Consider the following 21,804-nt stretch of genomic DNA (forward strand, 5'->3'; position numbering starts at 1 on the left):
CGGGCGGGCCGCCCGCGGACGAGGCCGTCCGGGAGACGGCGCGGCGCGGGTCCCCCGGACGCACGTTCGGCGGGGTCGCGGGGGGGGGGGGGGGGCCCCCCCCCGCCCGCTTCGCTCAGCTGTCACACCCGTTCGAACAGACCCGGAACTGGGGCCCGTAATGTCCCGCGCCGTCGGGGAGCGCGATCTCCATCAGCTGCACGGCGGGCGCCTCCATGGCCCGCATCGCGCGCACGGCGGAGTTCAGCGCGTCCGCGCCGCCGCCGTTCCACGCCTCGTCGAGGTTCTCCAGCACGGTGTTGTAGGTGGTGTCGAACTGGTCGAGGAGCCTCCTTACCCGCGCCGGTGGGTCGGGCCAGCCGCCGGCCGGCACCCGGGCCATCGGATGCGCCTCGGGGAAGGGCACCGGGGAACCGGTGAACCCCCAATCGCCGCCGCTGTCGCGCACCCGCCGGCCGTGGTAGATCTCCCCGAAGGCGTAGTAGTGTGCCGGGCCGTCGTCCCCGAAGGTGTCGTCGGGCGAGCTGGTGGTGCCCTCGCCCTGCTCTTTGACGATCTCGATGCTCCGCTCCACCCCGTCGAGGTCGCCGACCGGTTCCAGCACGTCGGAGCCGATGCGCGAGGACAGCTGTCCCCGCGAGGTCAGGGCCGGCTTCGTCCGGCGAAAGGCCCGCAGCAGTTCCTCGTAGAAGTCGCCGACCGTGGGCGACTTCTGTCCGCTGCGGGTGAGCGGTGTCTCCGGCGCCTCGATCGCCATCATCACGTCGTGTACGAACGGCCTGGTCAGACCCGACAGATAGACCTGCACACCGGCGCGCACGCCGCCCGGCAGAGGGGTGGGGTAGGCGGGGGCGGCTTCCTTGATCCGGGGGCGTCCGCCCACCGCCACCAGCAGGTTGCAGACCACGCCCAGGTGGTACATCTCGTCGCCGACGACGCGGCGGATCAGCACGGCGGCTTCACTCTTGCGGTCCTTGACGGACCACCAGCCGCAGAGGTACGGCGGGATGGTGGAGAGCTCGATGGCCACTGCGGTCTGGAGGGACGATCTGAGCCAGTCGATGTCGCGGGCCGTCCCCGGAACGGCGAGCAGCTGTGCGACGGACCCGGGCAGCGCAGGCGGCCAGTCCAGCGGCCAGCCCGGGGGCGCCACGTCCGGCGGCGCCCCCTCAGGTCCCGCCGTCCCGTGCTCCGCCGCGACCGCGGGCCCCGCGGCGGCCGCCGCCACCGCGGCCGAAGACGCCAGGAAACTCCTGCGCGCGAACCGAGAGGACTTGGGCTTGTCCGGTTCTTCCCTCGTACCTGTCACCGCTGCCTCTCTCTTGTACGTCGACCTGTCCCGGCCCCGAGCGATCCCGGGCCGTCCGACGGCTGGCGAAGCTAGCAGTGATCACCGGTCTTCTCCGGGTGCGCGGGGGGCGCGCCGGGTCCACCACCCTGCCGGCCCATCCCGGGATGCCTCGCGGGGCCGCCGGACAGCGCCGCCGCGCCAGAGAAAGGCCCAGGTCGGGAGGGTAATCGTACGATCACTCTGTGTGGCGGGTTCGTCGATTGTCTCTTACCGTGCAACCATGACGAAACTGCAGGTCACAGCCATTGCATGCGCGGCAGCCGCCTTTGCTTCGGCAGTCGGCGCCGCCAACTCGTCCTCTCCCGGACGCTACGAGGTCCGGCCGGGCGAGTCGATCCAGAAAGCGGTCGACGCCGCGCGGGCAGGAGACACCATCGCGCTGGCGCCGGGCACTTACCGGGAGAGCGTGTCCCTCACCAAGCCCGGAATCACCCTGGAGGGGGCCGGCCCCCGCACGGTGATCAGTCCTCCGGCGGGCAGCGCCAAGGGCGCCTGCGCGGGGCTGGGCGACGGCGTGTGCGTCCTCGGTACGGGAGGCACCGCGGTCAAGGACGTCCATGTGCGGGCGCTGACCGTCTCGGGCTTCAAGAAGAACGGTGTGTGGGCCTCGGGCACCGACGGGCTCGTGGTCGACGGTGTCGTCGCGGAGAAGAACGGCGTGTGGGGCATCGCGCAGGAGAAGTCCACACACTCCCTCATCACGCACGTCAACGCGCGCGACAACGGGAGCGCCGGTGTGGTCGTGGCGAACTACGTCGACCAGGAGGGCGGGGCGACCGACACCCACGGCACCGTCATCGAGCACAGCACAGCGACGGGCAGCGCCTCCGGCTTCACACTCCGGCGGGTCAGGAACCTGTCGGTGCACGACAACGACATCTCCGCCAACTGCGCCGGTGTGTACGTGGTCGGCGACGAGACGAAGCCGCTCGCGGGCGCTATGACCATCAGCCGCAACTGGGTCCACGACAACAACAAGTCCTGTGCCGCGACCACCCGGCTGCCCGCGGTCCAGGGCGCCGGCATCGTGCTGACCGGGGCCGAGGACACCCGCGTGCAGAACAACACGATCAGCGGGAACGCGGGCAATACCCCGATGTCGGGCGGTGTCGTCCTCTTCAAGAGCTTCGTCGGCGTGCACAACAACGGCAACACCATCACCGGCAATCTGATGGAGCGCAACAAGCCCGCCGACATCGCGGACCAGGAGACGGGCACCACCAACACGTTCGACGGCAACCGCTGCTCGGCCTCACAGCCCACCGGCCTGTGTTGACCGCAGCCGGGGCCTCCCCCTCGGATCGTGCCGGGCACGCACGCACCGGCCGCGCGGCGCACGGCGCCGCCATCCGGGCGCAGGGCCCCGGCTCTCACAAGGAGACGCACACCGCATGACCACCCTGGGCACCACACCAGCTCCCACCCCGGCGGGAGAGCCGGCCGCCGCGCCGCCCCCGCCGTCCATGCGCCTGCGTGAACTCGCCTTCGGCGCCGCCTGCGCGGCCGCCCTGCGAGCGGCGGCACGCCTGCGGATCGCGGACGCCCTGACGGGCGAACGGGCCTCCGCGGAGGAGTTGTCGGAGAAGCTCGGCACGCCTCCTGCGACACTGCGGCGTCTGCTGCGCACCCTTGCCTGCTACGGCGTGTTCACCGAGCACACGGACGGCACGTTCGGGCACACCGACACCTCCCGCCTGCTGCGGGAGGACGACCCACACAGCCTTCTCTACATCGTCCTCTGGTGCACCGAGCCGTGGACCTGGGACGTCTGGCCGCGTCTGGACGAGGCCGTGCGGTCGGGGTCCAGTGTGTTCCAGGATGTCTTCGGCAAGGAGTTCTTCGACCATCTCCACGAGGACGCGGCCGAGTCCGCCCAGGTCTTCAACCGGGCCATGACGACGTCGAGTGTGCAGTCCGCGCTGGACGTCGCCGAGCTGCTCGACCTCACGGGCGTCAGGACCGTCGCCGACATCGGCGGCGGCCAGGGCCATGTGCTCGCGAGCCTCCTGGAGAAGCATCCCGGCCTCAGCGGCACGCTGATGGACCTGCCGGGTGTGGTGGCGCGGGCCGACGCCAGGCTGCGCGACGAGGGGCCCCTCGCGGCGCGGACCCGGATCGTCGCGGGCGACTGCCGCGAGGCCGTCCCGTTCGAGTCGGACCTCTATGTCATCAAGAACATCCTGGAGTGGGACGACGAGAGCACCCGCAGGTGCCTCGCGAACCTCGTGGCAGCGGCGCCTCCCGGCGCGCGGGTCGTGGTCATCGAGAACCTCGTCGACGACACCCCCTCGATGCGGTTCACCAGCGCCATGGACCTGCTCCTGCTGCTCAACGTCGGCGGTGCCAAGCACACGAGGCAGAGCCTCGTGGACCGGATCACCGCCGCGGGGCTCACGGTCGGGGAGGTACGGCCGGTCAACGCCTACCTCCACGCCTTCGAGTGCCTGGTGCCGGGAGACTGAGGCCGGCCCGCGTCACACCGTCCGGGACGCGTGAGGAAGACGCCCCCCGGGGCCGGGGGGGGGGGCGGGGGCGGGGGGGGGGGGGGGGGGGGGGGGCGGCGCGGGGGGGGGGGGGCGGCCGCCCCCCCCCCCCCCCCCCGGGGGGGCCCCCCCCCCCCCCCGGGCCCCGGCCCCCCCCCGCGCCCCCGGGGGCGTCCTTGGTCGCGTGCGACCGCGTGTCAGTCGCGCTCCCACCGGTAGAACTCGTGGGCCATCGCGTCCTTCGGGCTGCGCCATGTCGCCGGGTCGTAGGGGCTGATGTGCGCGTCGAGCCGGTCGCTGAGGTCGCGGAACAGCGGTGTCTTCGACACCTTCGCGATCTCGGGGCCGGGCAGCTTGTCCGTCTCGACGAGGTGCATGTACACGTCCCCGAACTGGAAGAGGCTGCGGCGTACGACGCCCACCAGGTGCGGCAGGTCGCCCGCGTCCGACTCCTCGAACAGCTTGGCCACGTCGGGGGCGGAACCGGGCGCCATACGGGCGACGATCAGAGCTTGGTGCATGCGATTCACCTCTCGGGTAACGGGCCTGGGCAGGAGGCCGTGCCGCCCCCCCGGGCGGCACGGCGGCCGGGCCGCACGTCAGCGCTGCACTGCCGCGGGTCCCTGGCCCTCACGGCTGCGCTGCTCGACCTTGTCCCGGATGAGCTCCATCTGGACTGCGGAGTTCCGGTTGATGTTGCCGGTCATCCACTCGTCGTCGACCGGCGCCTCGGGCTTCATCGCGAAGTCCTGCGTCCAGCGCATCAGCGTGCCGCCTGCGACCTCCTCGTACTCCCAGCGGATGTCCATGTGCCGGAAGGGGCCCGTCTCGACGCGCCGGGCGTTCACCACGCGCGCGGCCCGGTCGGGGGTGCGCTCGGACACCCAGCTCCAGACCTTGCCGTTGTCGTCCGGGTGCATGGTCAGGCGGAAGGTCGTGGTGTCCCCCTCCCGCGCCATGATCTCCACGGACGCGTACTCGCTGAAGAGCCGGGGCCAGTTCTCCAGGTCGTTGGTCATGTCCCAGACCAGGTCGAGGGGCGCGGCGATGACGATCTCGTTCTGGGTGTGCCCTGTCATGTCAGACTCCCGTCGTGAGGTGGGCGTTGACGAGTTCGACGAACTCCTCCGGTGTCTTGCACTTGTCGGCGTCCGGGGGCAGGGCGAGCTGGTGGGTGTTCTCCAGCTCGCCCACGACTCCGAGGAGGCCGAGGGAGTCGAGGCCGAACTCCGCGAACTCGGCCCCGGGGCGTTTCTCCAGCTCGTCGGGGTCCACGGTCAGCCCGGCGCCCTTCTTCATGAGCGCCGCCAGTTCCTGGTAGTTCAGCTGATCGGTCATGGGTCTTCCTTCCGTGGGACGTGCGGGGTGGTGCGGACCGCGGCCGGCGGCCCGGTCGTTGGGCGGCCTCACGAGACGCGGCGGACCACCAGCGCCGAGTTGGAGCCCATGAGGCCGCGGCTGAGCACCAGCGCGGTCCTGAGCTCCACGGTGCGCGCACGCCCCGTGACGACGTCCAGGTCGTGGCACACGTCGAAGACGTTCGGGGTCGGCGGGACGACCGCGTGCTCCAGCGAGAGCACGGCGGCCGCCGTGTCCAGCACCGGACCGCCGCAGTAGGCGCGGCCGATGCCCGTCTTGGGGGCCGTCACCGGGACCCGGGAGGCGTGCGCGCCGAGCGCGTCGGCGAGTGCCAGCGCCTCCGCGCGGTCGGCCTCGGGGATGCCGAGCGCGTCCGCGAAGACGACGTCGATCTCCTCCGAGGCGCAGCGCGCCTGGGCGAGCGCGCCGCGCACGGCGTGCGCGAGGCCCTCCCTGGACGCGGCCCACCGCCCCTCGCCCGTGAAGGTGGAGGCGTGACCCGCGACCTGGGCCCTGACGGGCGCGCCGCGCCGGAGCGCCGCCCGCTCGTCCTCGACGAGCAGGATGGCCCCGCCCTCCGCCGGCACGAACCCGCAGGCGCTCGCGGTGAAGGGGCGGTAGGCACGGTCCGGCTCCTCCCGCAGGCTCAGCCCCTGGTAACCGAGCTGGCACACCACCGAGTAGGGGGCGAGCGGCGCTTCCGCGGACCCGACGATCACGGTGTCCGTGCCCCGCAGGACGGACGAGGCGGCGAGCGCGATCGCGTCGAGCCCGCCCGCCTCGTCGCTGGCGACGACGCCGCACGGCCCCTTGAAGCCGCCGCGGATGGAGATCTGGCCCGTGCTCGCCGCGTAGAACCACGCGATGGACTGGTACGGGCCCACGGCACGGGGGCCGGGCCCCCACAGCCGTTGCAGCTCGCGCTGCCCGAACTCGCCGCCGCCCGAGCCTGCCGCCGTCACCACGCCGACCCCGAACGGCAGGTCCTCGTAGTCGGAGCGGCTGAGTCCGCCGTCCTCCATCGCGGCCTCCGCCGCGGCGAGGGCGAAGTGCGTGAAACGGTCCGTCTGCGCGAGGTAGCGCTCCTCGATCAGCGATGCGGGATCGAAGTCGCGTACCTGCCCCGCGACACGCAGCGGCATCTCCTCGCAGCCCTCCCGGGTGAGCCGGTCGAGGACGGTGATGCCCTCGACCGTGCTCTTCCAGAACGTCTCCGTGCTGATGCCGTTGGGCGCCACGACGCCGATACCGGTGATGACCGGACGCCTGCTATGGCCGTCGTCGCTCATCAGGACCTCCCGTCACCGCGGCTCATGACCACCGCGGACTGGAACCCGCCGAAACCACTGCCGACCGAGAGGACGCTGCGCAGGTGCGCGGGACGCGCCGTGCGCGGTACGTAGTCCAGGTCGCACTCGGGGTCGGGGGTCTCGTAGTTGGCTGTCGGCGGTACCACCTGGCGGTCCAGGGCGAGGACGCAGGCGGCGACCTCGATCGCCCCGATGGCACCGAGCGAGTGGCCCACCATCGATTTGATCGAACTCATCGGGATGGTGCGGGCGTGCTCCTTGAGCGACTTCTTCACCGCGGCGGTCTCGTGCCGGTCGTTCTGCTTGGTGCCCGAGCCGTGCGCGTTGACGTAGTCGATCCGCGTCGCGTCCAGCCGGGCGTGGTCGAGGGCCGTCGTGATGGCCCGCGCCATCTCGTCGCCCTCGGTGGTCAGGCCCGTCATGTGGTAGGCGTTGCCGAACGTGGCGTAGCCCTGGACCTCGCAGTACACCCTGGCGCCCCTGGCGCGCGCGTGCTCCAGCTCCTCCAGGACCAGCACCGCGCCGCCCTCGCCCAGGACGAAACCGTCCCGGTTGGCGTCGAAGGGCCGTGACGCGTGCGCGGCGTCGTCGTTGTTGGGCGAGGTCGCCTTGATGGCGTCGAAGCACGCCACCGTGATCGGCGAGATCGGGGAGTCGGACGCCCCGGCCACGACCACGTCGGCGCGGCCGTCCTCGATGGTGCGCAGCGCGTAGCCCACCGCGTCGAGCCCCGACGTGCACCCCGTGGAGACGGTCTGGACGGGGCCGCCCGCGCCGATCCGCTCCGCGACGGTCGAGGAGAGGGAACTGGGCGAGAACGCCCGATGCAGATGGGAGCGGGCCCGGCCGGGGTCGACGTCCCAGCGCGCCCCCTCCCCGCTCACCGCCACGTAGTCGTCCTCCAGGCGCGACGTGCCGCCGACGGCGCTACCGAGCGAGACGCCGACCCGCCACGGATCGGTCCGCTGGATGTCCAGCTCCGCGTCGCGCACGGCCTCGTCCGCGGCCGCCAGCGCGAACTGGATGTACCGGTCGCAGCGGGCCACGTCCTCGTCGTCGAGGCCGTGGGCCGCCGGGTCGAAGTCGCACTCACCGGCGATGCGGGAGCGGAACCCCGCGGGATCGAAGAGCGTGATGCCCCGGGTCGCGGTGCGCCCGTTGGAGAGCAGTTCCCAGAACGCGGGGACGCCGTTGCCCCCGGGTGCGACGACCCCTACGCCGGTGACCGCCACACGCCGGCTCATGATATGGCGCCCGTTCGCTCCTGCGGCGGCCCCTGGTCGGCCGTGCCCGTCTCCTCGGTGTCCACGTGGCCCTGTTGCGGGGTCGGCGCCAGCGGGCCCAGGTGGAAGACCATGCGGGCCTCGGTGTCTCCGACGTTGCGGAACCGGTGGCGCACGTAGGACGGGATCAGGAGGCCCTGGTCCGGCCGCATGGCGTGGGTCTCGCCGTCCAGATCGACCTCGAGGAGGCCCGCCACCACGTACACGAACTCCTCGGAGTACGGGTGGTAGTGCTCCCCGATGCGGTCTCCCGGGTCGATCGTCGCGAGGCCCATGAAGCCGCTCGTCGCGCCGACCGCCGTCGGGGTGAGCAGTGCGCGCAGGTCTCCCCCGCGCCTGGTGTTGTGTGCCGCCTCTTCGAGGTCCACGATGCGTGGCCTATGCAGGTTCATGACATGCCCTTCGTCCGTGCTGGGTCTGGTGTCGGGGAGTGCGGGTCTCCTCGCGCTCCGTCGCGGCGTGCGGGTCTCCTCGCGCTCCGTCGCGGCGTGCGGGTCCTCTCGCGCTCCGTCGGGGAGTGCGGGCCTTGTCGCGCTCCGTCGCGGTGCTCAGGACTCCGGGGCGGTGCGATCGGTGACCGGTGTCATCAGGCAGCGGTCGAGGAGACGGGCGATGTCCTTGTCGCTCGCCGGCGCGTCACCGTCGCGCAGCAGCCTGCCGAGGACCGCGCCCTTGCGGGGACCGTCGACGAGGCCCAGCGCCAGCTCGGGGCGCGCGCGCAGGTCGCCGGTCACGTCGAGGACCCGGACGACGAGGTCGCCGCGCTGGTAGATGGTGCTGCGCACGACATGGCTGGACGGGTCGTCGGCCGCCGCCTCGTCCTGCCCTGCGAGGAACTGGGCCAGCGCCATGCCGCGGCCCTCCCGTGCGTCGTAGCACAGGCCGTGCCTGGTCACGTCCGGCCGGCTGTCGCCCGGCACGCCCAGGTGGTGCACCATCGGCAGAGCGGCACGGGTGAAGAACGTCCTGGCGGACTGGGGGTCGCTGAGGTCCCGGTCCATCTCCAGGTACGGGTTGACGGCCTCCTCCACGGCGCGCACCTCGGGCTGCTGCGAGACGTGGCGCAAGGCGTTGAGCAGGTCGCCCTCGACCTCGACCGCGCGCACCACCCTGTTGCCGTGCAGGAACAGGGACGTGCGGCGCAGCCGGGTGGTCGCGTCGACGCGCGCCGCGGGCGCGGCGTAGTCGGAGAGGATCTTCCTGACCTTCTCCTCGGTGCCCGGCCTGACGGTGAACGTGAGGGCGTGGCGCACGATGCCGTCCCCCCGCCTGGGCGCGACGCGCAGCTCCCCGGCTCCGGGCTTCGCGCGGCCCCCCGCGGGCGTGCCGGTCTCCCGCACCACGCCGTAGCGCAGCGAGCGGGTGTTGCTCACGCAGTCGTGCAGCGGCTGGACCATCCGGACGTGCTCCTCGCTGTTGACCCAGGCGAGGAAGGGCGGGGCGCTCTCCCACTCGCTCGTGATCAGCCATTGCGAGGGGTTCTCGATCGACTGGCACAGCTGGTCGACGATGTGCCCGGGGACCGCCGCCACCTGGCGGTGCATCTCCTCGTACGCCTCCAGGAAGCGCTCCTGCGCCCCCTCGTGCAGGTCGAGCAGCAGTACGACACGCAGCCGTGTTCCGTCGAACGCCGATTGGGTGATCCGCTCTGACAAGACCGTCATGCAGGACGCTCCTTCACAGTGTCACGCGGCCGGGACGGGCCGGCGTGTTGGCCGGTGCTCAGCGCGATCCGGAGCGGTGCACCCGTGGCCCTCGGGGGCCGGATGTGAGGGTGGAGCCGTCGATGCCTGAGCGACACCCCCTGGCATCGATCGTGAGGGACGTCCCGTGGCCGCGCGAGACGTGAGCACCATGCGGGTGAATCAGCGTCCGGGGTGGCTTCCCCGCGGGAAGAGACGCAGGGTCCATGCAGGTCTCGTGGCTGGAGTGCTCATGAACCAGAACGCCGTCCACCGTGTGCCGGTCCTGATCGTCGGAGGTTCCCTCGTCGGCCTTTCCGCTTCGCTGTTCCTCGGCCGCCTCGGCATCCGCCACACGCTGGTCGAGAAACACGCCACCACCTCGACGCATCCGAGGGGGCGCGGCAACAACGTCAGGACGATGGAGCTCTTCCGCACCGCGGGCGTCGAAGAGGCGATCAGGGACGCCGCGTCGGTCCTCGCGGGCAACCACGGCATCCTCCAGGCCGAATCCCTCACGGGCGGCAAGGAGGAGTGGCTCTTCAAGGAGATCGACCCGGGCGGCGGACTCGCCAGGTTCAGTCCGAGCGGCTGGTGCCTGTGCAGCCAGAACGACCTGGAACCCGTGCTGGTCGAGCGCACCCGGGCCCTCGGAGCCGACCTGCGGTTCTCCTGCGAGCTGATGTCCTTCGAGCAGGACGCCTCGGGCGTCACCGCCATCACCAAGGACCGGGAGAGCGGCGAACACACCACCATTCGCGCGCAGTACCTGGTGGCCGCGGACGGCCCCCGCAGCCCCGTCAGGGCCCAGCTCGGCATCGGCCAGACCGGCGCGGGCGACCTGTTCCACAACGTGAGCGTCACGTTCCGCTCGCGGCGCCTCGCCGGCGTGCTCGGCGACCGGCGCTTCATTGTCTGCTACCTGACGAACCCCGAGGCCGACGGGGCCCTGCTGCCCGTCGACAACAGGGAGAACTGGGTCTTCCACCTGCCGTGGGCGCCGGACCGCGGCGAGACGCTGGAGGACTTCACCGACACCAGGTGCGCCGATCACATCCGCAAGGCGGTGGGCGACCAGGATCTGGACATCGAGATCACCGGCAGAGCCCCCTGGCACGCGGCCGAGCGGGTCGCGCGGAGGTACGGCGACGGGAGGGTCCTCCTCGCGGGCGACGCCGTGCACGAGATGTCGCCGACGGGCGCCTTCGGCTCGAACACCGGCATCCAGGACGCCCACAACCTCGCCTGGAAGCTGGCGGCCGTCCTCGGCGGCCACGCGGGTCCTGCTCTGCTCGACACGTACGAGGCGGAGCGGATGCCGGTGGCCGAGGTGACGGGGAGGCGGGCGTCGACCCGTTCCGCCGAGCACAGCCACCCCGGATACGACGCGCCGGTGCCGGGCCCCGGCGGCCCCAAGGGCGGCGGGATGCTCCCCGTGGTGCTCGCGTACCGCTACCCGCGCGGTGCCGTGCTCGGCACCGACCCGGAGGAGTCCGTCGTACCGCAGGGCATGCGCCTCGGGGGCGACCCCGGCAGCCGGGCGCCCCATCTGTGGGTGCGCCGGGCCGGCGTCCGGCTCTCCACCCTCGACCTGTACGAGCGCTCGCTCGTTCTGCTGACGGGACGGGCGGGAGAGCCGTGGCGGACGGCGGCGGAGCACGTCGCGCGGAAGCTGTCCGTACCGCTCGACGTGTACGCGGTGGGAGACGAGGAGGGCCTGCTGCCGGAGGAGGGCGCCGACTGGGCCGCGGCCCACGGAACGACCGAGGAGGGAGCGGTTCTCGTACGTCCCGACGGGTTCGTCGCCTGGCGCGAGTCCGGGAGTGTGCGCGATCCCGAGGGCACACTGACCGACGTCCTCAGGGCGCTGCTGCGCAGGGAGTGAGACCGAGGCCGCGACGGACGGCGGAGCCCACCGTGCGGTGCGGCGGGCTCCGTGGGCTCGCGCGGGCCCGTAACACTGCGCAGGCATTGCCTCGCGTGGGCCCGCGGAACCTGCCGGGGCGGCTGCCCAAGGCGCCCGGGCCCCCTTCTCAGGCGGTGTTGGCCGAGTCCAGGTGGGCGAAGACCACCACGTTGTCGGTGTAGTCCTTGGCCTGGCGGTCGTAGCTCCCGCCGCAGGTGATCAGCCGGAGCTGCGGCGTCGACGTCTTGCCGTACACCTCCTGGTCGGGGAACTCGGCCTTGCTGAAGGTCTGGACCGAGTCGACCTTGAAGGTCGCCACGATGCCGTCGGCGCGGGTGATGTTGACCGTGCTGCCCGGTTTCAGGGCGTCCAGCAGCAGGAACACGGCCGGGCCGGTCTTGGTGTCGACGTGCCCCGCGACGATGGCAGATCCGGGCTCCCCCGGTGTCACACCGCCCTTGTACCAGCCGACGAGGTTGTTGTTGTTCTCCGGCGGCGCGTTCAGATGTCCGTCCGCTCCCAGGGTGAGCGGTGTGAAGGGCGCGTCGACGGCGATCGCGGGGATCACCAGCCGCTTCGGTTCCGAGCGCGGCAGCGCCAGATCCGTCGTCGGGGAGACGGACGGTGTCGGCGCACCGGCCGCCACCGGGACGGGAGGCACCCCCGGCGTGCCGCTCGGCGCCCCGCCGAGGGAGTTGTACATGAGGAGCGCACCGAGCACCACCGAGGCCGCGGGCCACATCAGCCTGCGGCTGAGGGGGCGTTCGGCGACGGGAGACGGAGCGGAAGTGGCTGCCATGACGCGATGGCCTTTCCTGGAACGGGGAGCGAAGAGCGTGGCGCCGAGGAGCAAGGTGCGTGCCCGTGGGGTTCCGCGGGGTGACGGGCCCGGAGGCGGCCGCGGAGGTGTGTGTCGTGCACCCGGGGCCCGTACCCGGTTTCGGGACCGGTCCACCGCGCGGCGACTTCGTGCTGACGGGCCGATGTCGCTCCGGCCGTCGACGCGTGAGTGTGCCGCGCGGAAGGGGTGCGGTCATCGTCCTCATACGGGACAGGGCCGGTGACCGCGTGGGGGACGGGGCCGGAGCGTCAGCCCGCGGCGACGGCGCCGGCAGCGCCGCGGCGACGGCGCAGGACGTACGCGCCGGCACCGAGGCCGCCGAGCATCAGCACGGAGCCGGAGGCCAGGCTGGTGCCGGTCAGCGCCATGCCGCCACCACCGGTGTGCATGCCGCCGTGGGGCATGCGGCCCTCCTGCGAACCCTCGGGGTCGCCCTGGTCGTGGCCCTCGCCGTGCGGGCGGCCACCGTCGCGCCCGTGGTCGGACTGGCCGCCGTCCTGGTGGCCCGAGCTGTCGGACGAGGAGTTTCCGTCGGGGCTCCACGCGGCCGGCGCGGCGGCCATGGCAGCGGGAGCGGAGAGCGCGAGGACCGCGGCGGCGGAGGCAGCGGCGGCGGCGAGAGTACGGGCAGTACGCATGAAGATGTGTTCCTTTCAGGGGATTCCGCTGCTTCGGGACACGGCGCCCCGAACCGCAGCGGCTATGACAACACCGTCAAGGCCAAACGCCCCGCGCACCACTGGAGCGTGCTGCATCCGATGCGTCGCGTGGGCCCTCCGGGTGCATCCCTGGCGATCTGTCACCCCATTGGCACTCCTTCGATGTGTAAAAACCGAGGAAAGTGTCACGTCGCGTCAGGAGGTGGGCGCCGGCGTCCGGTAGAGGGGCCGCGCGGCCCCTCCTCCCCCGGCGCCGGCCGAGCGCCCTCCGGCCCGGCGTCGCCGCCCGCGCACGGAGGCCCGGACGTCCCCGGACGCCCCCTCAGCCCGGGCCGGACCGACCCTGATCGGGGCGGATGCTGAGCATGCGATTCTTCGTCGCTGACGCGTGAAGCAGCGGTCCTTTCCCTAGCTTCTGCGGCATGAGCAGCTACAGCGACATGGACCAGGTGTGGCCGCGCACGGCCTGCCGGGTGGACGGCGAACTGCGGATCGGGGGCGTGGGGGCCGGGGCACTGGCCGCCCGGTTCGGCACACCGGTCTACGTCCTCGACGAGGACGAGTTCCGCGGCCGGTGCACGGCCTGGACGGCGGCGTTCCCCGACGGTGATGTGCACTACGGGGGCAAGGCGTTCCTGGCGCCCGCCCTGGTCGGCTGGCTGCGGGAGCTCGGTCTTTCCCTCGACGTGTGCAGCGGCGGTGAGATGGCCGTGGCCCGGCTGGGCGGCATGCCGCCCGAGCGCGTGGTCTTCCACGGCAACAACAAGTCCCCGGCCGAGCTGCGCGCCGCGGTGGAGTGGGGCGTCGGATGCGTCGTGGTGGACTCCTTCACCGAGGTGGAGCGCCTTGCGGAGCTGGTGGGGACCCGCGATGTGCGGCAACGCGTCATGATCAGGGTGAAGCCGGGGGTCGACGCCGACACGCACGCCGCTCTCGCGACGGGCGGCGAGAACACCAAGTTCGGGCTGTCGATCGCGTCCGGTGAGGCGATCGAGGCCGTGCGCAGGGTGCTGGCCGTACCAAACCTCGAACTCGTGGGCCTGCACTCGCACATCGGCTCGCAGATCTTCGACCTCGGCTCGTTCGCGACGGCGGCGGAGCGCATGGTGCGCTTCTCGAAGGAGGTCGAGGCCGAACACGGTGTCACCGTCGGCAGGCTCGATCTCGGCGGGGGCCTCGGGGTCGCCTATCTTCCGGGCGAGGAGCCGGCGCCGACGCCCGACCGGCTCGCCGCCGTGCTGCGTGCGGCCGTTCCCGCGGGCGTGCGGCTCGCGGTCGAGCCCGGCCGCTCGATCGCTGCGCCGACGACGGTGGCGCTCTACGAGGTGGGCACGGTCAAGGGGCGCTATCTCAGTGTCGACGGCGGCATGAGCGACAATCCGCGCCCGGCCACCTACGGTGCCGCCTACACGGCGTCGCTCGCCTCCCGGGCCGGCGACGCCCCGGCGCGGACGTACACGGTCGTCGGCAAGCACTGCGAGAGCGGCGATGTGCTGGTCCACGCCGTCGAGTTGCCGGGGGACGTCCGGCCCGGCGATCTGATCGCGATCCCGTGCTCCGGCGCCTACCAGCGCTCGGCCGCGGGCAACTACAACCAGGTACCGCGGCCGCCGGTGGTGGCCGTGCGCGGCGGCGAGGCCCGGACCATCGTCCGCCGCGAGACGCAGGAGGACCTGCTGCGCGTGTTCGTCTGACGCCCTCGCACCGGCCGCCGCGGTCCTGGCCTGCTCAGCCCTCCGGGTCGGTGAGCACCTGGTCGAGGAAGGTGAGCCGCGCCCCGTCGGCGTCCAGGCGCGCCCGCACTCCGACGGGGAACGTCTGCATCCGCGTGTTGTGGCCGATGTTGACGCCCGCCAGGACGGGCACGCCGAGATCGCCGAAGCGCTCGTCGAGCATCCGGTCGATGTGCGCGGGGTCGCCGCACTCGGTGAACGTGCCGAGGATGATGCCGGCCACTCCGTCGAGGTAGGACTTCGCCCGCCGGATCTGGGTGAGGATACGGTCCATTCGGAAGGGGAACTCGTCCACATCCTCCAGGAAGAGGATGGCGTCCTTGGCCGGGTAGGAGGTGTCGGTGCCGAAGCTCGCCGCGATCAGGGACGCGGTGCCGCCCAGGGTCGTGCCCTCGGCGACGCCGGGAACCAGCGTCCGCGCCCCGGGAAAGCTCAACTCCTTGACGTCGGCCGGTGTGTACAGGAGCTTCATGAGCTGCGTGAAGTCGTACTCCTCCGGGCCCTGCCAGAAGCCGCCGCACGCCACCATCGGTCCGAACAGGGAGACCCAGCCCAGCTTCGTCGCGAGCGCCTCAAGCAGCGCGGTCACGTCGGAGTAGCCGACGACGACCTTCGGACGGAGCGGGTCGACACGGCTCCAGTCCACCAGCTCCAGGGTGCGCTGGGCGCCGTAGCCGCCGCAGGCGAGGAAGACACCGGCGTACGCGGGGTCCGTCAGCGCGCGGGTCAGGTCGCCGGCCCGCAGTGTGTCGTCGCCGGCCAGGTAGTCGTAGACGCTCCCGGCGTCGCGGGGCGAGCCGAAGACCTCCGGCACGAGGCCCACCGACCGCATGGCGGCCAGGCCCGACTCCAGGTGTTCCTGGTTGTCCACCGGCGAGCTGGCGCAGATCACGGCGACGGTGTCACCGGGGCGCAGTGCGGGCGGGCGCAGCAGAGTCATACGTTCTCCAGCGTGGTCGAGTCGAGGAGGTGGCAGGCGGCGGCGGAGGTGTCCGGTGCCAGCACCGGCAGTTCGCGGCGGTCGCAGGCGCCGGAGGCGCGCACGGCCGGCGGGGCGCCGGCCCACCGGGGGCAGCGCGGGTGGAAACGGCAGCCGCCGGGTATCGCGGTCGGGTCCGGCGGCTCACCGGTCAGCAGGGTCGGGTGCCAGTCCTCGGCGCCGGTCGGCACCACGGACAGCAGCGCCCGGGTGTACGGGTGTTGGGGTCGCAGCAGCACCTCTTCCACCGTGCCCTGCTCGACCACGCGGCCCAGGTACATCACCGCCACCCGGTCGGCGATGTTCCAGGCCAGTCCGAGGTCGTGGCTCACCACGAGGGCCGAGAGCCCGAGTTCGTCGCGCAGGCCGAGGATGAGCTTGAGGATCTCGCCGCGCACCGAGGCGTCCAGCGACGCGACCGGCTCGTCGGCGACGATGACGGAGGGGTTCAGGGCCAGCACGCCGGCGATGACGACGCGCTGCTGCTGGCCGCCGGACATCTCGTGCGGGTAGCGGTCGAAGTAGTCCTCGGGCGGCCTCAGTCCGGCCCGTGACAGCGCCTCGTGCACGGTGAGCGGCAGCCCCTCGGTGAGTCCGTGCAGGCGCGGCCCCAGGGCGACCGCGTCATAGACGTTCTGCTTGGGGTTAAGGGCGCCGCCGGGGTCCTGGAGCACCAGTTGGGTGTGGCGCCGGTAGCGCTTGAGCCCCTTGGCCGAGTAGTCCAGCGCCGTGTCCTCGTAGAGCACCTCGCCGCGGGGGGGGGGGGGCCCCCGGCCCCCCCCCCCCCGGCGCGGGGGGGGGGGGCGGGCCCCCCGCGCGGGCGCGGGGCGGGCGGGGGCCCGTTGGGGGGGGGCGGGGGTTGGCGGTTCCCCCGGTGGCCTTGGGCCCCCCGGGGGGCGCGGGGGGCCCCCCCCGCCCGGGGGGGGGCCGCCCCCCCCCCCCCCCGCGCCCGGGCCAGGGTGGACTTGCCGCAGCCCGACTCGCCGATCAGTGCGACGATCTCGCCCTTGCCGATGCGCAGGTTGACGCCGTCGACGGCGCGGGCGGGGGCGCGCCCGCGCGAGGCGGGATACACCACCGACAGGTCGCGGACCTCCAACGCGCTTGCGGACGGGGTGGGTTCGCTACTCACGCCTTACCTCCGTGGTGGGGCAGCACGCGCACACACGCGGCGTGCCGGTCGGGCCCTGCGGGCCACAGCCGCATCTCCTCGGTGCGGCAGACGGGAAGCACCTCGGGACAGCGAGCGGCGAAATCGCAGCCCGTCCCGGTCTCCGACGGCCGCGGCGGGTCGCCGGGCAGGCCGGCCGGGGCGCGCCGGGAGGCCGGGTCGCCGATGGTGGGAAAGGCCCGCGACAGAGCGCGGGTGTAGGGGTGTTCGGGCTGTTGCAGCACCTGCCGGGACGGGCCGAGTTCGACGATCCGGCCCGCGTACATCACCGCGAGCCGGTCGCAGGTGTGGGCCAGCAGCGACAGGTCGTGGGTGATCATCATGACGGCGATCCGCGACTCCCGGACCGTCTCGGCCAGCAGTTCCAGGATCTGGGCCTGGACCATGACGTCCAGCGCGGTGGTGGGTTCGTCGGCGATGATCAGGTCGGGGCGGCAGGCCAGCGCCATGGCGATCATCACCCGTTGCCGCTGCCCGCCGGAGAGCTCGTGCGGGTAGCTGCGCGCCCGCCGGGCGGCTATGCCGACACGGTCGAGGAGTTCGGTGGCGCGCCGCGCGGCTTCCCTTCTCCGGACCTTGTCGTGCAGCACGATCGGCTCGGCGATCTGGTCCAGCACGGTGCGCACCGGGTTCAGCGCGCTCATCGCGCCCTGGAACACCACCGAGGCGCCGGCCCAGCGCACGGCCCGCAGCCGTACCCAACGGGTCGTCAGCAGGTTCTCGCCCCGGTAGAGCACCTCGCCGGTGACCTCGGCCCCGCGGTCCTGGAGCCGCAGCAGGCTCAGGGCCATGGTGGACTTGCCGCAGCCGGACTCGCCCGCGATGCCCAGGGTGTCGCCGGGAGCCAGGCTGAAGTCGACTCCCCGTACGGCGGGGACGTCGTGGTCGCCCTGGCGGTAGGTGACCCGCAGGTCGCGCACCGCGAGCAGCGGTGCGTCGTCGCAGGTCGCCGGATTCGTTGCCGCGTCCGCGGTCTTCGTGGTCAACGCTTGTCCTCCGTACGCGGGTCGAGTACGTGTTCCACGGCGCGGCCGGTGAGCGTGAAGCCCAGCACCACCACGAGGATCGCCAGGCCGGGCGGCAGCAGACACCACCAGGCGTCGGCGGTGAACGCGCCGTTGAAGAAGGCGCTGTTCAGCAACTCGCCCCAGGTGATGCTCGCGGGGTTGCCGAGGCCCAGGAAGGTGAGGGTGGCCTCGGACAGCAGCGCCCCGGCCACCGTCAGGGTGCTGGAGACCAGGATCAGCGGCGTCACGTTGGGCAGCACCTGCCGCACCATGATCTGCCAGTCGCCCGCGCCCAGCGCGCGGGCCCGGTCGACGAACGGGCGCGCCTCGACGGCCAGTGTCTGCGCCCGCACCAGACGGGCGGTCGCGGTCCAGGACGTGGCGGCGATCGCGATGGTGATCGACGTCTCGCCCTGGCCGAGCACCGCCGCGAGGGAGATGGCCAGCGGCAGGCTGGGCAGTGCGATGAACCAGTCGGTCACATGCATCAGCGCGCGGCCGACGAAGCCGCCGTAGTGGCCGGCCACGATACCGATCCCGGCGCCGATGACGACGGTCAGCACCGTGGCGATGATGCCGACCCGCAGCGACTCCCGCGAACCCCAGATCATCAGGAGCAGTACGTTGCGGCCCGCCTGGTCGGTGCCGAGCGGGTAGTGCCCGCTCGGCGCGGCCAGCAGCGGTCCGTCCACCTTGGTGACGTCCAGCTGGTCCTGGCTGATGAACAGCGGTGACAGCAGGGCGAGCAGGGAGAAGACCAGCAGCACGGCCAGTCCGACGACGCCGGACCTGCGGTGCCAGAACGATCGGGCGAAGCGGCGCGCGCCGGCGAACCGGGCGGGGACTGCCGCCGCGACGTCCCTCGACTCAAGGGTCTGCGCGGCGCTCACTGGGCGCGCACCCGCGGGTCGAGGAACCGGTAGGCGAGATCCGCCAGGAGATTCATGATGATCACACTCGCGCTGAAGACGATGAAGGTGCCCTGGAGCAGGGGCAGGTCGGGGATCTGGAGCGCCTCGTAGGTGAGGTCGCCGAGGCCGGGCCAGGAGTAGACCGCCTCGACGGTCACCGCGCCGCTGATCAGGGTGCCGAGGTGCATGAAGATCATGGTCACCGAGGGCAGCAGGGCGTTGGGCATGGCGTGGCGGCGGCGCACGGCGTCGTCGGTGAGGCCCTTGGCCCGGGCGGTCAGCAGGTAGGGGCTGCCGGTCTCCTCGATGATCGAGGACCGCATGATGGTCACGTACTGGGCGTACACGACCAGGATCATGGTCAGCGCGGGCAGCACCAGGTGCCGGGCCACGTCCACGTAGTGGGCCATGCCGCTCCCCGGCAGGGAGGGGTCGCTCATGCCGCCCGCCGGCAGGAAGCCGTGGATCGGGCCGATGCCGACACTGCACACCATCAGCAGGATCATGCCCAGCCAGAAGGTGGGCACCGACCACAGTGTCAGCGCGAGGGACGAGGTGATCCGGTCGAACCGGCTCCCGGCGCGCCAGCCGCTGCGCTGGCCGAGCCACAGCCCGAGCAGCACCGAGATGACGAAGGACGTGCCCATCAGCAGCAGCGTCGGGCCGACGTGGTCCATCACCAGGGAGGCCACCGACCGCTGGTACTCCCAGGAGTAGCCGAGACGGCCGTGCAGTGTGTCGTTCACGAAGTCCAGGAACCGCTGCCAGACCGGCTTGTCCAGGCCGAGTTGGGCACGCAGTTGGATGAGTTGCGCCGGGCTGACCGGCCGGCCGCGCGTCATGGTGCGGACCGGGTCGGACGGCATGAGGTTGAACAGGGCGAAGCCGATGACCAGGGTGACGGCGAAACTGACGACGGAGGCGGCGAGTTTGCCGGCCAGGTAGCCGGCCCAGGGCAGCCGTGGCGCGCGCGGGCGCCGCGCGGCCGGCTGGAGCGCGTCGACGGCGGGCTCGGTGGTGGTGACGGGATTACTCACGGTCGTCCGCCCCCGCCCTGCGCCGGAGGACGCCGGCGCCCGCGCCGACCACGATGACGGCGGCGGCGATGCCGAGCCAGAGGGCGACATCGCCGGAGGAGGTGCCGTCACCGGCCGCCGGGGTCGCGTCCAGCCAGCTCCAGAACGAGCCCTGCGCCGGGTAGACGCCCTGCGCGTTCGGCTTGCCGGTGTTCATGCCGGTGACCGTGGAGGACATCGCGATCTCGGTGGTTTTGTTGTACAGCATCAGGTCGACATCGGCGTTGTAGAGGATCTGCTGCATCTGGTCGACGCTCTTCGCCCGCTGTGCCGGGTCGAACTCGGTCTGCTGCTTCGCGAACAGCTTCTCGTAGGCGGGGTCGCAGAAGAAGGAGTCCGTGTTGCCGCCGCTGCCCTGGTCGTCGGGGAGCGTGGTGCAGCTCTGGATGCCGAGGATGTACGTCGGGTCCGGTCCGTTCGTCCAGGCGTCCATCAGCATGTCCCAGTCGCCCTTGCCCAGATCGCTGTTGAGCGCGCTCATACTCATGGGGTCGATCACCACCTTGATGCCGATGTCCTTGAGCCAGCCCGCCACGTACGGGGCTATCGTCGCGTCGGTGGCGTCGTCCGAGTGGATACCGAGTCTCAGGGTGAGCGCCTTGCCCGTCTTGGGGCTGACCCGGATGCCGTTCGCCCCGCGCTTGTAGCCGGCCCGGTCCAGAAGCTGGTTCGCCTTCGCGGGGTCGTACCTCTGCTCCTGGCCGGCCGGGGGCTTCCACACCCACTGCGACCAGGCCGGCGGCAAGTAGCCCTCGCCGACCGTGCCGTAGCCGTCGATGACCTTCTTGAGCAGGGTCTTCTTGTCCACGCCCAGGGATATCGCGCGGCGTACCCGCGGATCGGTGAGGGCGGGGTTGCCGGTGCCGAGCGGCTTGCCGCTGCGGGTCCTGGCGCCGGGGTTCAGTTCGAGCCCGGTCCAGCCGTTGCCCACGGACTGCGCGGTCGAGACGCCGGAGGAGCGCTTCAGCGCCGTGTACTCGGTGGCGTCGACCTCGTTCATGTACTGCAACTGGCCGGTGCGCAGGGCCGCGACGGCGCTGTCGCTGTTCTTGTACAGCTGGTCGACCATGTGGCCGTACTTGGGCGCGCCCAGGATGAACGACTTGTTGGCGTCCAGCGTCGCGTACTGGTCCGTCTTGTAGCCGGTGAGCTTCCAGGGCCCGTAGCCGACGACCGGGAACGTGTCGTTCCTGTAGTCCTTGAGGTCGGCGACGTGCGCCTTCCAGATGTGCTCCGGCACGATCGGGATGCTGTAGATCGGGGTGCTGACGTAGGTGAGGTTGGCCTGCGGGTGCTTCGTCCTGATCACCAGGGTGGTGGGGTCGGGCGCGGTGACCGAGGTGAAGTTGGCGACCAGGGAGCCGTTGGCGGTGGCCGCGGTCGCGTTGGTCATGATCAGGTTGAACGTCCAGGCGGCGTGGGCCGCGGTCAGCGGCCGGCCGTCACTCCACTTCAGCCCTTTGCGGATCTTGAAGGTCCAGGTGAGGTGGTCGGACGAGGTCGACCAGGACGTGGCCAGGTACGGGCTGGGCCGGCCCTCCTTGTTGATCACGGTCAGCGCCGGGTAGATGCTGCCGAAGATGTCGAGGGAGCCGTTGAAGTACGACGTGAACGGGTTGAAGGTGTCTATTCCCGAGCTGTCCATCGCGACCCGGAGCGTCTTGCCGGCGGTGTTGTGCGAGGTGGCGGCCGCCGCCGGACTCGCCAGCGCTGCCGGGGCGGCCAGGGACAGGGCGCAGGCGGCCGTCGCGGCCAGTGCGGTGCGCGGCCTGTGGCGTTCGCGCAGAACCATAGAGGATCTCCGAAAAAGGGAAGCAGAGGGCTGTGCAGGACCGGACAGGTGCGGGTGGGGAAGGGGGTACGCGGGTGGGGCCGGCCGGCCGGTCAGCGGTGGATACGTGGCCGCCGGCGCCTCGGGCGGACCGGTAAACGGCGGGTGGGCCTTCCTGGCGCGTGGCGGGAGGCCGCCGGCCGGCGGCGTGTGCGTGCCGCCGCGCGCCGGATGTACGCGGGCGCGGGGGTGTGCGCCGTGGTGTGTCCTGACCGCAGGCCG

Annotated in this window: 19 protein-coding genes and 2 pseudogenes; 4 read left to right on the top strand and 17 right to left on the bottom strand. The window is 72.1% G+C overall.

Annotated elements, in window-relative coordinates; genetic code table 11:
* Window positions 1-115 precede the first annotated feature (115 nt).
* Window positions 116-1,309: a ferritin-like domain-containing protein gene (locus LCE31_RS12345; protein WP_225014254.1), complete on the bottom strand. Its 1,194-nt coding sequence runs from the start codon at window positions 1,307-1,309 to the stop codon at window positions 116-118.
* Window positions 1,310-1,571: 262 nt separating this feature from the next.
* On the opposite strand from LCE31_RS12345, the gene LCE31_RS12350 reads away from it, so the two are divergent.
* Together LCE31_RS12350 and LCE31_RS12355 are read left to right on the top strand one after the other, a co-directional pair.
* Window positions 1,572-2,627, top strand: a complete 1,056-nt coding sequence (locus tag LCE31_RS12350; RefSeq protein ID WP_225014255.1) for a right-handed parallel beta-helix repeat-containing protein — start codon at window positions 1,572-1,574, stop codon at window positions 2,625-2,627.
* A gap of 115 nt (window positions 2,628-2,742) precedes the next feature.
* Window positions 2,743-3,813, top strand: a complete 1,071-nt coding sequence (locus tag LCE31_RS12355; protein WP_225014256.1) for a methyltransferase — start codon at window positions 2,743-2,745, stop codon at window positions 3,811-3,813.
* 218 nt (window positions 3,814-4,031) lie between these two features.
* Here LCE31_RS12355 and LCE31_RS12360 read toward each other — a convergent pair whose 3' ends face one another.
* The 7 genes from LCE31_RS12360 to LCE31_RS12390 all read right to left on the bottom strand — a co-directional run bounded on the left by LCE31_RS12360 (window position 4,032) and on the right by LCE31_RS12390 (window position 9,450).
* Entirely contained in the window at window positions 4,032-4,355 is a 324-nt protein-coding gene (locus tag LCE31_RS12360; protein ID WP_225014257.1) for a TcmI family type II polyketide cyclase, read from the bottom strand.
* Between the two features lie 78 nt (window positions 4,356-4,433).
* On the bottom strand, window positions 4,434-4,913 hold the full coding sequence (locus LCE31_RS12365) for an SRPBCC family protein (protein ID WP_225014258.1): 480 nt from the start codon (window positions 4,911-4,913) through the stop codon (window positions 4,434-4,436).
* 1 nt (window position 4,914) lies between these two features.
* Entirely contained in the window at window positions 4,915-5,172 is a 258-nt protein-coding gene (locus tag LCE31_RS12370) for an acyl carrier protein (protein WP_225014259.1), read from the bottom strand.
* Window positions 5,173-5,240: 68 nt separating this feature from the next.
* The gene (locus tag LCE31_RS12375; RefSeq protein WP_225014260.1) at window positions 5,241-6,482 is read right to left on the bottom strand and encodes a beta-ketoacyl synthase N-terminal-like domain-containing protein; all 1,242 of its coding nucleotides are present in this window, start codon (window positions 6,480-6,482) and stop codon (window positions 5,241-5,243) included.
* Window positions 6,482-7,747, bottom strand: coding sequence for a beta-ketoacyl-[acyl-carrier-protein] synthase family protein (locus LCE31_RS12380; RefSeq protein WP_225014261.1), 1,266 nt, complete (start codon window positions 7,745-7,747; stop codon window positions 6,482-6,484). The genes LCE31_RS12375 and LCE31_RS12380 overlap by 1 nt, the downstream gene beginning before the upstream one ends.
* Window positions 7,744-8,178 carry a cupin domain-containing protein gene (locus LCE31_RS12385; RefSeq protein WP_225014262.1) on the bottom strand — a complete coding sequence of 145 codons (435 nt, stop codon included), beginning with the start codon at window positions 8,176-8,178 and terminating at the stop codon, window positions 7,744-7,746. Before LCE31_RS12385 ends, LCE31_RS12380 begins: the two co-directional genes overlap by 4 nt.
* A 156-nt stretch (window positions 8,179-8,334) precedes the next feature.
* Entirely contained in the window at window positions 8,335-9,450 is a 1,116-nt protein-coding gene (locus tag LCE31_RS12390; RefSeq protein WP_225014263.1) for a SchA/CurD-like domain-containing protein, read from the bottom strand.
* Between the two features lie 271 nt (window positions 9,451-9,721).
* Here LCE31_RS12390 and LCE31_RS12395 point away from each other — a divergent pair, with 271 nt between their 5' ends.
* A complete protein-coding gene (locus LCE31_RS12395) occupies window positions 9,722-11,353 on the top strand; it encodes an FAD-dependent oxidoreductase (RefSeq protein ID WP_225014264.1) in 1,632 nt (543 codons plus the stop codon).
* A gap of 148 nt (window positions 11,354-11,501) precedes the next feature.
* Here the strand turns inward: LCE31_RS12395 and LCE31_RS12400 are convergent, their stop codons facing one another.
* Entirely contained in the window at window positions 11,502-12,173 is a 672-nt protein-coding gene (locus LCE31_RS12400; protein WP_225014265.1) for a class F sortase, read from the bottom strand.
* A 290-nt stretch (window positions 12,174-12,463) separates the two neighbouring features.
* Window positions 12,464-12,853, bottom strand: a complete 390-nt coding sequence (locus LCE31_RS12405; RefSeq protein WP_225014266.1) for a hypothetical protein — start codon at window positions 12,851-12,853, stop codon at window positions 12,464-12,466.
* Window positions 12,854-13,296: 443 nt separating this feature from the next.
* Here LCE31_RS12405 and lysA point away from each other — a divergent pair, with 443 nt between their 5' ends.
* Window positions 13,297-14,568, top strand: coding sequence for a diaminopimelate decarboxylase (gene lysA / locus LCE31_RS12410; RefSeq protein WP_225014267.1), 1,272 nt, complete (start codon window positions 13,297-13,299; stop codon window positions 14,566-14,568).
* Between the two features lie 34 nt (window positions 14,569-14,602).
* On the opposite strand, the gene LCE31_RS12415 is transcribed toward lysA, so the two are convergent.
* The 7 genes and pseudogenes from LCE31_RS12415 to LCE31_RS12445 form a co-directional block, all read right to left on the bottom strand.
* Window positions 14,603-15,547, bottom strand: coding sequence for a S66 peptidase family protein (locus tag LCE31_RS12415; RefSeq protein WP_225014268.1), 945 nt, complete (start codon window positions 15,545-15,547; stop codon window positions 14,603-14,605).
* Window positions 15,544-16,350, bottom strand: a pseudogene (locus LCE31_RS12420) (ABC transporter ATP-binding protein); the annotation flags it as partial. The gene LCE31_RS12415 and the pseudogene LCE31_RS12420, both read right to left, overlap by 4 nt.
* Window positions 16,351-16,529: 179 nt before the next feature.
* Window positions 16,530-16,685: pseudogene (locus LCE31_RS12425) on the bottom strand (ATP-binding cassette domain-containing protein); the annotation flags it as partial.
* Between the two features lie 29 nt (window positions 16,686-16,714).
* Window positions 16,715-17,743: an ABC transporter ATP-binding protein gene (locus LCE31_RS12430; protein ID WP_225014270.1), complete on the bottom strand. Its 1,029-nt coding sequence runs from the start codon at window positions 17,741-17,743 to the stop codon at window positions 16,715-16,717.
* Window positions 17,740-18,654 (bottom strand): ABC transporter permease, encoded by a 915-nt coding sequence (locus LCE31_RS40825; RefSeq protein WP_225014271.1) that lies wholly within the window; start codon window positions 18,652-18,654, stop codon window positions 17,740-17,742. Before LCE31_RS40825 ends, LCE31_RS12430 begins: the two co-directional genes overlap by 4 nt.
* Window positions 18,651-19,712, bottom strand: a complete 1,062-nt coding sequence (locus LCE31_RS12440; RefSeq protein WP_225014272.1) for an ABC transporter permease — start codon at window positions 19,710-19,712, stop codon at window positions 18,651-18,653. The genes LCE31_RS40825 and LCE31_RS12440 overlap by 4 nt, the downstream gene beginning before the upstream one ends.
* Window positions 19,705-21,543: an ABC transporter substrate-binding protein gene (locus LCE31_RS12445; RefSeq protein WP_225014273.1), complete on the bottom strand. Its 1,839-nt coding sequence runs from the start codon at window positions 21,541-21,543 to the stop codon at window positions 19,705-19,707. Before LCE31_RS12445 ends, LCE31_RS12440 begins: the two co-directional genes overlap by 8 nt.
* Window positions 21,544-21,804 lie beyond the last annotated feature (261 nt).

This window comes from Streptomyces sp. 8L, assembly GCF_020176795.1.
Lineage (GTDB): Bacteria > Actinomycetota > Actinomycetes > Streptomycetales > Streptomycetaceae > Streptomyces.